Raw genomic sequence first — 15,387 nt, 5'->3', positions numbered from 1 at the left:
GCTATGAAAAAAAGTTGGCAGATAGGTGGAGCATTTGTAGGCTTAATTGTTGGAGCAGGGTTTGCATCGGGTCAGGAAATAATGCAGTACTTTACTAGCTTTGGTTTGTACAGTATGGTAGGTGCCATTGTTGCTACCCTTGCCTTCGCATTTTTAGGAATGAGTTTAGCTCAATTAGGAACAGATTTACAAACAACATCACATAAAGAGGTGATCTATCATATAGGAGGGCGATATGTTGGCATTATTTTAGATATCGTTATCACGTTTTTCTTATTTGGCGTTGCTGTTGTCATGTTTGCTGGATCAGGCTCAACATTTCATCAGATGTTTGGCATCAATCCAGTAGTTGGTAGTATTTTTATGGTTGTTATAACTATACTAACCTTACTATTAAATGTTAATAATATTATTAATTTAATAGCATTGGTTACCCCTTATTTAATGGGTATCATTTTTATTATTTTGATTTATTCTATCTTTACGATGGATATATCCATTGCAGAGCAAAATACTTTAGCGAAAGCACAATCATCTGCAGCATCTAATTGGTTAATGGGAGCGTTACTTTATGTTTCCTATAATATCGCTGCTGGTGCAGCAATGTTAATTGTAATGGGTGGAACAGTAAAGGACCGCAAAGTTGCTGGCAGAGGTGGACTACTTGGCGGTTTAATGCTTGGTATCTTAATTGTATTAATCAATATAGCCATGTTTGCTAAAATAAATGTTATTGATGGAGTAGCAATGCCAACATTAGAATTAGCAAAACAAATTCAGCCTATAGTAGGTGTCTTAATGTCTATTGCTTTATTAGGCATGATGTACAATACTGCGGTAGGGATGTTCTATTCATTTACAGTTCGATTTATTGCGCCAGACCATCAATATTTTAAAGTAGCTATTGTAGTTATAGGATTAATAGGTTTTGCTGCAAGCCTAGTAGGATTTACTACATTAGTTGGTAAAGTCTATTCAACAATGGGCTACTTAGGTTTCGCCTTGATTGTTGCTGTTATTATTTCGTGGCTACGTAAACTACCAAAAACTTTATAAAGTAAAAATTTCCCTTTTGTGAACGTAAGGGAAATTTTTTTGTTTTTTTGTGATGAAAGCAAGATATATATCATACAGTTAATTTGTGTTTGCGAAATCTATCCATGCTGTTTTAAGTAAAAATTATGCTCGAAACTATAGAAAAAAGCTATTCGGTGCTAGACACCAATTTTTGAGAATGTTATATTTGTATTGTCATAGTATTTTTATAATTAGGAAAAAATAGAATACTCTAAGGGTTGAGGGGTTTTTCCTGATTATAAGGAGTGATGAAGTATAGAGCTAGATGAAGGATGATAGGGCCTATGGTAAAGAAAACGTTAAAACAAAGAATTGTAGACGCTTCAGTTGAATTGTTTCAACAAGATGGTTATCACAATGTAACAGTGGATCGTATTGTGGAATACATTGGGGCATCAAAGGGTGGATTTTATCATAATTTTAAATCAAAAGATGAACTGTTGTATGAAATTCATGATGTCTTTATTTCATATGTCATTCAACAATCGCAAGCTGCATATGACAAATTCGATACACCCATCACACGTTTGTGTGCCATGCTGCAAACACTGACACAAGTATTTGATATGTATCAAGCACATATTACGATTTTTTATGAAGAAAGTCGTTCACTCTCAGATGAATATAGTGACATCATCCATAAAAAGCGAGATCACTATCGTGATATTTTACAAAGAGTGATAGCAGAGGGTCAGGAAGCAAAGGTTTTTCGTACCGAATTACCTTGTACAATTGTAACAATGGCAATAGTCGGGATGATTAACTGGACATACAAATGGTTTAAGCAATCAGGACCATTAACGATGGAGCAAATCACAGATGTTTTTACCGATATGGTATTACGGGCAATTGTGACAGAACAAGCCATGGAAGAAGCGAAGCAATTTATAATAAAGGGGTAGCCAGTAGAAAACACTGGTTTTATTATTTGTTTTTACAAACCGACTAGTCGGTATTAACTGTAAGCAATTGTTCTTAAGCTACATTTACTATGGCAAATTCGACATTAGGGGGACTAGGGATGAATTTTGAATTAACAAAAGAGCAAGAAATGATTCGAGACATGGTGCGTGATTTTGCTGAGAAGGAGATTAAACCGTATGCTCGTGAGGTTGATGAGACATCAACAATGAGAATAGAGAGCTTTAGGAAGATGGCAGAACTAGGCTTATTGGGTATCCCGTTTCCTGAGGAATATGGTGGATCAGGTGGTGATACGGTGTCCTACGCTTTAGCTGTAGAGGAGATTGGTCGAGCATGTGGGGGCACAGGGTTAAGCTATGCAGCTGCTGTTAGCTTAGGAGCCTCACCAATTTACAACTTCGGCACAGAGGAACAAAAGCAAGAGTGGCTAGTTCCATTAGCTAAGGGTGAGACATTAGGATCATTCGGTTTAACAGAGCCAAATGCAGGTTCAGATGCAGGGGGCACACGTACTACAGCTGTTATTGATGGTGATGACTACATCATTAACGGAGAGAAATGCTGGATCACCAATGCAGGATATGCTCGACAAATTATTGTAACGGCGGTAACAGGTAAACGTGAAGATGATAAAAAGATTATTTCTTCTATTATTGTGCCAACAAACACACCAGGCGTAACAATCAACTGTAATTATGACAAAATGGGTGTACGTGGCTCCAATACATGTGAAATTGTGTTAGAAAATGTCCGTGTCCCAAGAACAAATCTATTAGGGGATGAAAAACGTGGCTTTAGCCAGTTTTTAAATACATTGGATGGTGGTCGTATTTCAATCGCTGCTCTTTCTGTTGGAATTGCCCAGGCTGCTTATGAAAAGGCACTAAAATTCGCGAAGGAACGTGAGCAATTTGGTGCACCTATTTCGAAGCTACAAGCGATCCAATTTAAATTAGCTGATATGGCGATGGAAATAGAGCTTGCTCGTACGCTAGTACATAAAGCAGCATGGTTAAAAGATCAAAAGAAGCCATTTGGCAAAGAAGCTGCGATGGCTAAACTATTTGCTTCTGAAATGGGCTTCCGTACATGTAATCAGGCAATCCAAATTCATGGCGGTTCTGGATATATGAAGGAATACGATGTAGAACGTCATTTACGTGACATTAAATTAATGGAAATCGGTGAAGGAACATCTGAAATTCAACGTCTCGTTATTTCTCGTCTAATTGGCTGTTAATCATCATCAGTTAAGTTAAATAGCATAAATAAGGGGGATCTTCATGGCAGAACTTGTGTATCAAACAATTGGTCAATTGCTAGATGAACAATCAAAAAAGTACCCGCAGAATGAAGCATTGGTCTATGCTGACAGAAATTTACGCATGACTTATGAACAGCTAAATCGTCAAGCACGATACGTAGCGAGAGGTTTAATGGCTCTAGGAATTGAAAAGGGAGACCATATCGCAGTATGGACGACGAATGTTCCTGAGTGGGTACAGCTTCAATTTGGTACAGGGAAGATGGGTGCTCCAATTGTAACGGTAAATACGAATTACCGTGCGAGTGAGTTGGAGTATTTATTGAAGCAATCTGATGCTAAAACGATTTTTTTAATTGAAAATTATCGAGACCATTCTTTTATCAATACACTGCAAGAGTTATGTCCAGAGCTTGAACATTGTGAACCAGGTAATTTGCAATCAAAGCGACTACCTTTATTAAAAAATGTTATTTTAATCGGTGAAACCAAATACCCCGGCGTACTTAATTGGTCAGACGTTTTAACTGCTGCCGAGCAAGTAACCGAGGAACAGTTAGATCAGAGAGAGCAGTCTCTTCATTATGATGATGTCATTAATATTCAATATACTTCTGGTACAACAGGCTTTCCTAAGGGAGTCATGCTAACGCATTTTAACTTAGTCAATAATGCTGTTAACATTGCAGAATGTATGCGTTTAACGGCAGAGGATCGCCTATGTATCCCAGTCCCATTCTTCCATTGCTTTGGTTGTGTCATAGGAACATTAGCCATTACAACAAGTGGTGGAACAATGGTACCAGTACAGGAGTTCTCACCTGAAGAGGTACTAAGAACCGTTCAACAAGAGAAATGCACTGCATTACATGGCGTGCCAACGATGTTCATTAGTGAACTGAATTTATCGAATTTTGCATCTTTCGATCTTTCAACTTTACGTACAGGAGTCATGGCAGGATCAAACTGTCCAATTGAGGTTATGAAAGCGGTCATTGAGAAGATGGGCATGAAAGATATAACAATATGCTACGGTCAGACAGAATCATCACCTGTTATTACACAGACAAGAACGGATGACCCGCTAGTGTTAAAGGTGGAGACGGTTGGTCGCGCTTTACCTAACCTAGAAGTAAAGATTGTTGTTCCTGGAACTACCGAGGAAGCTCCGACAAATGAACAGGGAGAGCTGTGTACAAGGGGCTATCATGTGATGAAGGGCTATTATAAAAACCAGGAGGAAACAGATCTGGCGATTGACGAGGATGGTTGGTTGCATACAGGTGATTTAGCAACGATGGATGAAGCAGGTTATGTCCGTGTAACAGGTCGTTTAAAGGATATGATTATCCGTGGTGGCGAAAACCTATATCCTCGTGAAATTGAGGAGTTCCTTTATACACATCCGAAAATTTCAGATGTTCAGGTTGCAGGTGTCCCTGATCCTGTTTATGGCGAGGAGGCGGCAGCTTGGATTGTTTTAAAAGAAGGAGAGCAGGCCACATCGGAAGAAATCCGAGATTATTGTCGGGATAAAATTTCAAGACATAAAATTCCACGACATATTTTCTTTATTGATAACTACCCAATGACTGCATCTGGAAAAGTTCAAAAATATAAATTACGAGAAGATTTCGTTATGACCGTAAAGTAAGGAGGGGCAGTGGATATGTTCAACAAGGTATTAATTGCAAATCGTGGGGAAATTGCTAGACGTGTGATCAGAACATGCAAGCGCCTAAATATTCATACGGTTGCTATCTATTCAGAGGCAGATGCTGAAAGCTTACATGTGAAAGATGCAGATGAGGCTTTCTGTGTAGGGAAGCCACCTGTTGCACAGAGCTATTTAAACATCGACCGCATTCTTGAAATTGCACTAGAAAGTGGCGCAGAGGCTATTCATCCTGGCTATGGTTTACTATCAGAGAATGCAAATTTTGCGAAACGTTGTACAGAGGCAGGTTTAGTGTTTATCGGGCCAAGTGCTGATGTGATCGCTTCAATGGGCAGTAAATTAGAGGCTCGTAAAACAATGAAAGCTGCTAGTGTACCGATTGTAGAGGGTGTAGAAGCGCCAGTGAAGGATGTAGAAGAAGCCACTGACATAGCGGAGCGTTTAGGCTATCCGATTATGTTAAAGGCATCGGCAGGCGGTGGCGGTATCGGTATGCAGCTAGTTGAAAATGCTGAGGAACTAGCCAAAGCTTTTGAGGGCAATCAAAAGCGTGCACAATCATTCTTTGGTGATGGCACGATGTATATGGAGCGATTCATTGCTAACCCTCACCATGTCGAAGTGCAAATTATTGCTGATCATCAAGGTAATGTCGTTCCATTATTTGAACGAGAATGCTCTATTCAACGAAGAAATCAAAAAGTAGTAGAAGAAGCACCATCACCGTTTATCTCACAAGAGACAAGAGAAAAAATGCTAGAAGCGTCAGTTAAGGCGGCGAAGCATATTGGTTATGTCAATGCTGGAACAATCGAATACTTGGTTGATGAAGATCAAAACTTTTATTTTTTAGAAATGAACACAAGACTACAGGTAGAGCATCCCGTTACCGAGGAAATTACGAAGCTTGATTTAGTAGAAGAGCAATTAAAAATTGCGGCAAAACAACCTCTTACGTTTACTAGAGAAAGTATTACTAAAGAGGGGCACGCGATTGAAGTGCGCATATACGCTGAAAATCCTTCGACGTTTTTCCCGTCTCCAGGTACTATTACGACTCTTGAATTACCGACAGGTGAAGGCATTCGACATGAGTGTGGTGTAGAGTCTGGTTCAGTGGTAACACCATTCTATGATCCAATGATTAGTAAATTGGTGGTGTGGGGGGAAACAAGAGAAATTGCCTGCGAAAGATTAGCACAAGCGCTAAAGGCGTATAAAGTGGAGGGGATTCAAACGAATATCCCGATGCTGTTAAAAACCGTCACACATGAGCAATTTTTAAAAGGCTATACGACGACAAAATTTGTAGAGCAATATTATTTACCGCAATTAGCAGAAACAAAATAACAATTATCATGTATTCGTGCTTCTATAGAGGGACGAATACATGATAAAAAATAGGAGTGAATGATTATGGCAACAGTAAAAGCAAGCATGGCAGGAACAGTATGGAAAATCGTCGTAACAGAGGGTGAGAAAGTGACAGCAGGTCAAGATGTAGCTATTTTAGAATCGATGAAAATGGAAATTCCAATTGCAGCAGAAGAGGATGGCGTAGTGACGAAAATCATTGCCAATGAGGGAGACTTCATTAACGTTGATGATGATATTTTAGAAATTGAATAAGAGGAGGCTTGTTTATGCAGCTACCTAAGCAAGTCGCAATCAAAGAAGTTGGTCCCCGTGATGGCTTACAAAATGAAAAAACGCATATTTCAACAGCTGATAAAGTGCAATTAGTAAATTTATTAGGTCAAACAGGATTAAATTATATTGAAGTGACATCTTTTGTGCATCCCAAATGGATTCCTCAATTGGCAGATGCAGTCGAGGTTCTGCAAGCCATTAAAAGACATAAGGATATTACCTATGCGGCACTTGTACCCAATATGAGGGGCTTAGAACGCGCATTACAGGCTGAAGTAGATGAAGTAAGTATTTTTATGTCTGCTAGTGAAAGCCATAACCAAAGTAATATTAATAAAACCATAGAAGATACATTTCCCATATTAGAGGAAGTTGTAGTAGGAGCTCAGGCTGCAAAAAAACATGTTCGAGGTTATATCTCAACGGTTATTGGTTGTCCCTATGAGGGGTATATACACCCTGACAAGGTATTACGAGTAACGGAAAAATTATTGGAGATGGGTGTGACTGAAATATCGCTTGGTGACACAATTGGTGTTGGTGTACCGACGCAGGTTGAGTTTCTTTTAGAGGAATTGCTAAAAAGGTATCCTGCTGAAAAATTTGCCATGCATTTTCATGATACACGTGGGACAGCATTAGCCAATATTATGAAATCCTTAGAGATGGGTATTACCAAGTTTGATAGTGCGCTTGGTGGGCTAGGGGGCTGCCCATATGCGAAAGGTGCCTCAGGTAATGTAGCCACAGAAGATTTATTGTATTTATTCGATGAGATGGGCATTGAAACAGGCGTAGATCGACAAAAGGTGCTAGAGGCAGCACTCTTTATTGAAGAGAAGTTAGGCAAAGCGGTTGCCTCAAAGCAAATGGCTATTGTCCGCAATGAAAGGAGTGCAAATCAAGGATGACACAACTCGTTCGATTTGAATTACTAGAGGGTAGTATTGGACTTATTACTCTTTCAAGACCAGAAGCTGCTAACGCTATGTCGGTTCAATTACTGCATGAGCTGTCTGCCACACTTGATCAAATCAATGGTGATCCAGCAGTGCGTGTAGTCCTTCTAACAGGTGCAGGCGAAAAGGCATTTTGTGCAGGTGCTGATTTAAAGGAACGTAAAGGAATGTCTGATCGACAAGTGAAGCAGATCGTGCAACTGATTGGTGCCACTGTGGCAAAAGTTGAAACGCTTGCACAGCCTGTCATTGCTGTCTTAAATGGTGTTGCCTTTGGTGGAGGCTTGGAGTTGGCACTAGCTTGTGATTTACGAATTGCGGCTACACATGTAAAGCTTGGCTTAACAGAAACATCACTCGGTATTATTCCAGGAGCTGGGGGAACACAGCGACTTCCACGTCTAATTGGTCTTGGTAAAGCAAAGGAATTAATTTATACAGCACGTAGGCTCAGTGCTAAAGAAGCTGAAAATTATGGCATTATCGAGTATGTTTATGAAGGACATGAGGTATTAGATAAGGCACAACTGCTTGCACTGGAAATGGCAAAAAATGCACCACTCTCTCTAGTGCAAGCCAAAGTTGCGATCAATCAAGGTGTTGAGGTAGATTTAGCTACCGGTTTAAAAATTGAATCACTTGCATATAGTGCACTGATCCCAACAGAAGACCGATTAGAGGGCTTACTTGCCTTCCAAGAGAAGCGAGCGCCACAATATTCAGGGAAATAAAACGCCAAGAAATAATTTTGGTGTAATCGATTGGGCAAAGGGAGGAAATAAACATGAGCAATATCTCGACAGAAAATACACCACCTACAATGAAAGATAAAATTTTAGCAGGTGGATTACCAAAATATCATGACAAAAATGCACAACAAGGCAAGCTATTTGTACGTGAGCGTCTTGAACTATTACTTGATGATGGTCTTCAATCAGAGGATGGACTCTATGCGAACTGTTTAGCAGGGGATTTACCAGCAGATGGCGTTATCACTGGTATTGGTAAAATCCATGGTCGCACAGTTTGTGTGCTAGCGAACGATTCAACGATTAAAGCTGGTTCTTGGGGAAAACGCACGGTTGAAAAAATGATTCGCATTCAAGAAACCGCTGAAAAGTTGAATTGTCCATTACTTTATTTAGTGGATTCTGCGGGTGCGCGTATTACAGATCAGCTTGAAATGTTCCCGGGACGCCGAGGTGCAGGACGCATTTTCTACAATCAAGTCAAACTGTCAGGAAAAGTTCCGCAAATTTGCTTATTATTTGGTCCTTCCGCAGCGGGTGGCGCCTATATTCCTGCATTTTGCGATATCGTGGTGATGGTAGAAGGGAATGCTTCTATGTATTTAGGATCTCCTCGAATGGCCGAAATGGTTATCGGTGAAAAAGTAGATTTAGAAACAATGGGTGGCGCAAAAATGCACTGTTCCGTTTCTGGTTGTGGAGATGTGCTTGTTAAATCCGAACAGGAGGCTATTACTTATGCGCGCAAATATTTAGGATATTTCCCGAATAACTATGCAGAGCGTAGCAATGTAGAGGCTCCTAAACCACCAGCTTCATTTGATAAATCTATTGAAGAATTAATTCCTCAAAATCAAAATGTACCATTTGATATGTATAAGCTAATTGATCGTATTATTGATGAAGATTCGTTTTGTGAGGTTAAGAAATTATTTGCACCAGAATTAATTACAGGCCTTGCACGAATTAATGGACAATCCGTTGGGATCATCGCTAACCAACCACGTGTTAAGGGAGGCGTGCTATTCCACGATTCTGCTGATAAAGCGGCGAAATTTATTTCACTTTGTGATGCATTCAATATCCCACTGTTATTCCTAGCAGATGTTCCAGGCTTTATGATTGGTACTCAGGTAGAAAAAGCAGGAATCATCCGTCATGGTGCTAAAATGATTTTTGCCATGAGTGAGGCAACTGTTCCTAAGCTAACGGTCATTGTGCGTAAAGCGTATGGTGCAGGATTATATGCAATGGCTGGTCCTGCGTTTGAACCAGACTGCTGTATTGCCTTATCAAATGCACAAATTGCCGTAATGGGACCAGAAGCTGCTGTCAATGCCGTCTATGCCAATAAAATTGCAGAACTTCCAAAAGAAGAGCAAGCAAGCTTCATTGCCGAGAAACGTAAAGAATATCAAGAGGAAATTGATGTGTATCGCTTAGCTTCAGAGCTTATCATTGATGATGTGATTGAGCCTAATGAGCTGCGTAAGGTACTAGAAAATCGCTTAGAACTTTATATGTCAAAATACTTATTATTCTCACAACGTAAGCATGGGGTAAACCCAGTTTAAACATACTTATTATAAGGCTGTCTCTGCTGGTAGGAGACAGCCTTTTTGGATGATAATTTTTTCAGCTACTTGCAAGCTATAGTTGAGCATATTAAAATATGGGAAGGAATAAAAGGGAAGTGGGTGTTAAGCTTGTCTAAAAACAACATAGCGGATGTTCAAAATAATGCCAAGCTCCCATTACCATATCGGGATGTCATTGATACATATCATTTGCCGCTAAAGATCGCAGGTTGGATTTTATTTAGTATCTATTCATTTATGGCTTTTTATAAATTGGTTATTGATCGCTTAGTAGATGTAGTCGTCCTTTTATTAAAGGGAGATTACTCTATAGGTGACTTAGGATTGTTTGATTATAGTAGTTGGCGATTAACTACTAATTTTATTCCCTTCGAAACGATTCTCCGTTATATAAACTACTCTCAATATTTTAATTGGGAAATTATAATCGTTAACTTACTTGGCAACTTATTAATTTTTACTCCAATGGGCTTTTTACTGCCATTACTATCGAAGAAATTCCGAAAAGCGTGGGTTATTATTTGTTTAGGCTTTATTTCTAGTCTTGCTGTTGAAACCGTTCAATTTATTTTTACCGTTGGTTCTGCGGATATTGATGATTTAATTTTGAATACAATGGGTGCATGGCTTGGTTACTTAGCCTATAAAGGGATATTGATTAGACCCAAAAAATAAGAAAAGCAGTCCAGTATGAAGGGCTGTTTTTTTACGTTGATTAACACTATTTGTGTAGTGTATATGGTAATAAATTTTATTGAAAAGGGTATGGAGCTAATAAATGAATATGAAAACATTAATTAGATGAGATTCTTTATACCTATTTTTGAAAATAATTAGTATCTCTTTAGGAGGTTAGTAGTAATTAGTGCTTGAATTTAATAGTGAAAATTCCGATAATGAGTGTACAGAAACTTATAAAATGGTATAGATAGAGTGTTAGGAAGAATGTTCATATCTATTAACTTATTAGCATATGTAGATAGAAGGGCGAGGTGAAAACTATGAAAATATCAAATTTAATGGAACAAGAAAGAATTTCATCCCAGCATAATCGTAAAAAAATACTTCAGCGTAAAGAGGCAGGAGATGCCTATAGAAAAAATGCGATGTATTTTCAGCCAAAGAAAAACCCATTATTGATTGAACTTGAAAATTTATTATTAGGACGTACTGACCAAGATTTGTATGACCAGCAGCAAGAAGAGTCAAAAGAAGTAACTCCTCAGCAGAAAGCCATTATGGAAGATTTACAGCAAACAGAAAAGAGTGTACGGGCACATGAGCAAACCTATAAAGTAGGAATGAATGATAACGCTGATCCCTCGAATATATCCGATTCAGAACTAGGTGACACACTGCACATTTTAGAGCAGGTACGTAATGCAGCATTGTCATCAGCAGAGCCTTCTCCTCAAGATTTACGTGTGGCGCAAAGCGTTGATGCTCAAATACAGCATATGTTAAATAATTCAAATGTTGACGAGGTTGCCACAAATGAAAGCGAACCATCTTTTGTACGTGACATCATTGAAGTGAAGGTTCCTGAACGTTACTCGAAGGAATTGAAATTGGACCCATTTGCAGATACAATTTTCGGTAAGAACTATGAGACTGCATTCAAGTTAAGAGCATTTAAACAGGCATCGGAAAGATATGCTGCTCACGTTCAAATGACGAAAAATGGCTATCGTCCAGACAAGGATTCTATGTTCTCTTTGATAGCCTGATGCTGTAGATAGGAGATTGTTGACATGGCAAAGGCAAAGCACGCGAAAACGAATGCGATTCGTTTATTAGAACAACAAAAAATTCATTTTGATGTGATGGAATATGAAACAGGGGACGGTCAAGTTGATGGTGTTTCTGTAGCTGAGAAAATAGGACAGCCTGTTGCTCGGGTATTTAAAACATTAGTAGCAAAAGCAAGTGCACAAAGGTTATTTGTATTTGTTATTCCAGTAGCTGAAGAGCTGGACTTAAAAGCAGCCGCGAAGGTAGTTGGGGAAAAGAAAATTGAAATGTTAGCGGTAAAAGATCTACTTAGCCATACTGGTTATGTTCGTGGTGGATGTTCACCAGTAGGGATGAAGAAGTTATATCCAACGGTCATCGATGTATCTGCTCAAGAACAAGGTAGTATAATCGTTAGTGCTGGGAAAATTGGTATGCAAATTCATGTACAAATAGAAGATTTGAAGAATATAACAAAGGCACAACTTGCCTCAATTACAACTACCCATGAGTGAGAGAATGGGTAGTTTTTTATGTGGTAAGATAAACGGTTTAGTTTAAGCACTATAGCTTAATTTTGGTTGAAAGTATGATACAGTAATAGCAATATTATTCAAAGAGAGAAGGATAAGGTATGCGTAGAATAATGGGGTGGCGTTGGACCTTTTTTATTGGTGGCTTAATGGTGATGTCACTTGGCATCACGATGTCGATAAAGGGGAAAATTGTTGGCACAAGCCCATGGGATGTTTTACATATAGGTCTATTTCAAAATTTTGGGTTAAGTATTGGCACATGGTCTATTGTAACAGGACTCTTTATAGTTGGTTCAACATCCATTGTATTGCGTCAATGGCCAAATTTAGGTACTTGGCTCAATATGCTGTTAATTGGCTCGTTTATTGATGTATTTAATTGGATGTTGCCCTCAACGGATGTATATGGCTTACAAATTACATATTTTATTATTGGCTTATTTGTTTTGAGCTTTGGCTGTGGGATGTATATTGCACCGAATATGGGCGCAGGACCAAGGGATACCTTAATGATGATACTTGTCGAAAAGTTTGGTGGATCTATTAAAACAGCAAGAATGGGAATTGAAGTACTTGTAACCATTGTTGGCTGGCTTCTAGGAGGACCAGTTGGAGTAGGGACGGTATTGATCGCCTTAACTTCAGGCTATATTGTGCAATATTCATTACCGTATTGTCGTAAAATATTGATGAAATGTATTGGAAATATAGAGGGCATGAAGCCATTCTATTAAACTAAGAAGCTACTTATATCTGTAAAAGATAGAAGTAGCTTTTCATTTTTTTTAGCGTTCTTTCATATAATGCAGGGCACAAGCTAAAGGAGGAACGACATTTGAACGGAAATGTAACGTATTATTTTGGACACGCATTGACTGGCCAAGGTGTGAAGCATTTATATAAAGAAATGATGGAAGAGGCGTCTCTCGTTTATTTTTTGCAAGGGCCTGCCACATTTAAAGGTTCAGAACTGTTAAAAGAACTAGGATACTTCTATGTGAAACAGGGCTTTGCTGTCGAGTGGTTTAAGCATGCTTTATTAGAGGAGGTTGTTGAGGCCGTTTATATAAAAGGCTGTAACAGACTTTTTGTATGGGCATCTGAGTGGAATATCGAGCCAACTTTACTCGGTACAAAGCATCGTGTCATGTCTTTCTATGAATGCTTAGAAGACATACAGCTTATAAAGGTTGGAGAACAGCTTGCAGAGGCGATGCATGAGCGTGCAACATGGCGTGAAAAATGCATAGCGAAACTGGATCAAGCAATCAAGCTACATGATGACTGGGAGGTTATCACACAAAGCTGTATGAACTGGCAGGCATTAAATGAACAGGTGGAAAATTTAAAGTCGGAAGTGTTCCAATCTATTATTCTGAATAAAACAGGTATGCGGACACATCGTTTACTGGGAACGCTAACTCCTAGAGGTGCGGAAAATACAGTGGATAGTATCACCAAAAGTATCACGACTCGCTTCATGATTAAAGGTAAGCCAGGTACAGGCAAATCTTCACTAATGAAAAGCTTAGCCGATGAAGCAAATGCAAGAGGGCTTGATGCACAAATTGTTTGGTGTGGCTTAGATGCGGGATCTGTAGATATGGTCATTATCCCAGAGCTTAATTTCTGTATTTTTGATAGCACAGAGCCTCATATCTTTGATCCAGAGGATGGTAGGTTAGGAGATAAGATATTTGATATTGGTCAACATTGTGCGCTGTCAGAGGAAGCAGAAACTGCGATCGAGGCAGTGCGAGCACAATACAAAGAAGCTATACAGGATGCGATGGGCCATTCCAAACGATATGCAGAAGCTGAATATACCGTTCGTCGTTTATTAGATAATTGTCTATCGGCTTCTTTATGGCGCGAAAAAACAGCGCCGCTATTCGAAAGATTAACAAAGTAATGTAGCTAATGGCTTGCATGTGCTAAACTAGGAGCGAGAACAGTTTTCCTAGGAAAGGATGATACGCTTGTCAAAAGTATTGAATGCATTTTTAGATGAAAACCTACAAGCCTTACATGAACAAGGCTTATACAATGAAATCGATCCAGTAGAGGGAGCAAATGGCCCAATTATTCAGGTCCGTGGCAAAAATCTTGTTAACTTATCCTCTAACAACTATCTTGGTTTAGCAACAAATGAAGAATTAAAGCGTATTGCCAAAGAGACAATTGATAAATACGGTGTTGGAGCAGGTGCTGTTCGTACAATCAACGGGACACTTGACTTGCACGTAAAATTAGAAGAAAAGCTTGCTGAATTTAAAGGAACAGAAGCGGCTATTTCTTATCAATCTGGATTTAATTGTAATATGGCAGCTATTTCGGCTGTAATGGATAAAAATGATGCCATTCTATCTGATCAATTAAACCATGCCTCTATTATTGATGGATGTCGCTTATCAAAGGCAAAAATCATCGCGTTTAATCACTCTGATATGGAGGATTTACGTGCAAAGGCAAAGGCAGCAAAGGAATCAGGTTTATACAATAAAATCATGGTTATCACAGATGGTGTCTTCTCAATGGATGGTGATATTGCTAAATTACCTGAAATTGTGGAAATAGCTAAAGAGTTTGATTTAATCACGTATGTGGATGATGCACATGGTTCGGGTGTAACAGGTAAAGGAAAAGGAACTGTGAAGCATTTTGGATTAGAAAAAGAAATTGATTTCCAAATTGGTACATTATCAAAAGCCATTGGTGTAGTAGGTGGCTATGTAGCAGGTAAGAAAAATTTAATTGATTGGCTAAAAGTTCGCTCACGCCCATTCCTATTCTCAACAGCATTACCACCAGGTGATGTAGCCGCTATTACAGCAGCCGTGCAAATGCTGATTGATTCAACAGAGCTACACGATAAGCTGTGGGATAATGGTAATTATTTAAAAGCGGGGCTTGAGAAGCTTGGCTTTAATATTGGTGCGTCTGAGACACCAATTACACCATGCATCATTGGGGATGAAAAATTAACACAGGAATTTTCAAAACGTTTATTTGAAGAAGGCGTTTATGCAAAATCAATTGTCTTCCCAACAGTTCCAAAAGGTACAGGTCGCGTTCGGAATATGCCAACAGCGGCACATACAAAAGAAATGCTTGATGATGCAATTGCGATTTACGAGAAGGTTGGTCGTGAATTAGGCGTTATTCAATAAGAAAAAGGCTTCCTCATGGATGGGGAAGCCTTTTTTTGCATGATAGAAAAG

15 protein-coding genes are annotated in these 15,387 nt (G+C 39.0%); all 15 read left to right on the top strand.

What is annotated here, in order from left to right; translation table 11 throughout:
- Positions 1-3: 3 nt before the first annotated feature.
- The 15 genes from ACMGGO_RS20465 (at position 4) to ACMGGO_RS20395 (ending at position 15,336) form a co-directional block, all read left to right on the top strand.
- A complete protein-coding gene (locus tag ACMGGO_RS20465; RefSeq protein WP_420282196.1) occupies positions 4-1,056 on the top strand; it encodes a hypothetical protein in 1,053 nt (350 codons plus the stop codon).
- Positions 1,057-1,361: 305 nt separating this feature from the next.
- Entirely contained in the window at positions 1,362-1,979 is a 618-nt protein-coding gene (locus tag ACMGGO_RS20460; RefSeq protein ID WP_131520718.1) for a TetR/AcrR family transcriptional regulator, read from the top strand.
- 119 nt (positions 1,980-2,098) lie between these two features.
- Entirely contained in the window at positions 2,099-3,241 is a 1,143-nt protein-coding gene (locus tag ACMGGO_RS20455; protein WP_420282195.1) for an acyl-CoA dehydrogenase, read from the top strand.
- Positions 3,242-3,284: 43 nt separating this feature from the next.
- A complete protein-coding gene (locus ACMGGO_RS20450) occupies positions 3,285-4,919 on the top strand; it encodes an AMP-binding protein (RefSeq protein WP_103117376.1) in 1,635 nt (544 codons plus the stop codon).
- Positions 4,920-4,934: 15 nt separating this feature from the next.
- The gene (locus ACMGGO_RS20445; RefSeq protein WP_103117377.1) at positions 4,935-6,293 is read left to right on the top strand and encodes an acetyl-CoA carboxylase biotin carboxylase subunit; all 1,359 of its coding nucleotides are present in this window, start codon (positions 4,935-4,937) and stop codon (positions 6,291-6,293) included.
- Between the two features lie 66 nt (positions 6,294-6,359).
- A complete protein-coding gene (locus ACMGGO_RS20440) occupies positions 6,360-6,572 on the top strand; it encodes an acetyl-CoA carboxylase biotin carboxyl carrier protein subunit (RefSeq protein ID WP_004225532.1) in 213 nt (70 codons plus the stop codon).
- A 14-nt stretch (positions 6,573-6,586) separates the two neighbouring features.
- A complete protein-coding gene (locus tag ACMGGO_RS20435; protein ID WP_048393351.1) occupies positions 6,587-7,504 on the top strand; it encodes a hydroxymethylglutaryl-CoA lyase in 918 nt (305 codons plus the stop codon).
- Entirely contained in the window at positions 7,501-8,283 is a 783-nt protein-coding gene (locus tag ACMGGO_RS20430) for an enoyl-CoA hydratase (RefSeq protein WP_420282193.1), read from the top strand. Before ACMGGO_RS20435 ends, ACMGGO_RS20430 begins: the two co-directional genes overlap by 4 nt.
- Positions 8,284-8,336: 53 nt before the next feature.
- Positions 8,337-9,875, top strand: coding sequence for an acyl-CoA carboxylase subunit beta (locus ACMGGO_RS20425; protein WP_048393355.1), 1,539 nt, complete (start codon positions 8,337-8,339; stop codon positions 9,873-9,875).
- A 45-nt stretch (positions 9,876-9,920) separates the two neighbouring features.
- Complete coding sequence (locus ACMGGO_RS20420) at positions 9,921-10,574, top strand: VanZ family protein (RefSeq protein WP_054549096.1); 654 nt, start codon at positions 9,921-9,923, stop codon at positions 10,572-10,574.
- 326 nt (positions 10,575-10,900) lie between these two features.
- Positions 10,901-11,626, top strand: coding sequence for a hypothetical protein (locus ACMGGO_RS20415; RefSeq protein WP_420282192.1), 726 nt, complete (start codon positions 10,901-10,903; stop codon positions 11,624-11,626).
- Positions 11,627-11,650: 24 nt separating this feature from the next.
- Complete coding sequence (gene ybaK / locus ACMGGO_RS20410; RefSeq protein ID WP_288583003.1) at positions 11,651-12,145, top strand: Cys-tRNA(Pro) deacylase; 495 nt, start codon at positions 11,651-11,653, stop codon at positions 12,143-12,145.
- A gap of 119 nt (positions 12,146-12,264) precedes the next feature.
- Positions 12,265-12,900, top strand: coding sequence for a YczE/YyaS/YitT family protein (locus ACMGGO_RS20405; protein WP_420282191.1), 636 nt, complete (start codon positions 12,265-12,267; stop codon positions 12,898-12,900).
- 101 nt (positions 12,901-13,001) lie between these two features.
- Complete coding sequence (locus tag ACMGGO_RS20400; RefSeq protein ID WP_420282190.1) at positions 13,002-14,078, top strand: nucleotide kinase; 1,077 nt, start codon at positions 13,002-13,004, stop codon at positions 14,076-14,078.
- Between the two features lie 58 nt (positions 14,079-14,136).
- Positions 14,137-15,336: a glycine C-acetyltransferase gene (locus ACMGGO_RS20395; RefSeq protein ID WP_016992223.1), complete on the top strand. Its 1,200-nt coding sequence runs from the start codon at positions 14,137-14,139 to the stop codon at positions 15,334-15,336.
- The last annotated feature ends 51 nt before the right edge of the window (positions 15,337-15,387 follow it).

The organism is Lysinibacillus sp. BNK-21 (assembly GCF_048684915.1).
GTDB classification, from domain to species: Bacteria; Bacillota; Bacilli; order Bacillales_A; family Planococcaceae; genus Lysinibacillus; species Lysinibacillus capsici.
This window is presented reverse-complemented; position numbering and strand designations above follow the sequence as displayed.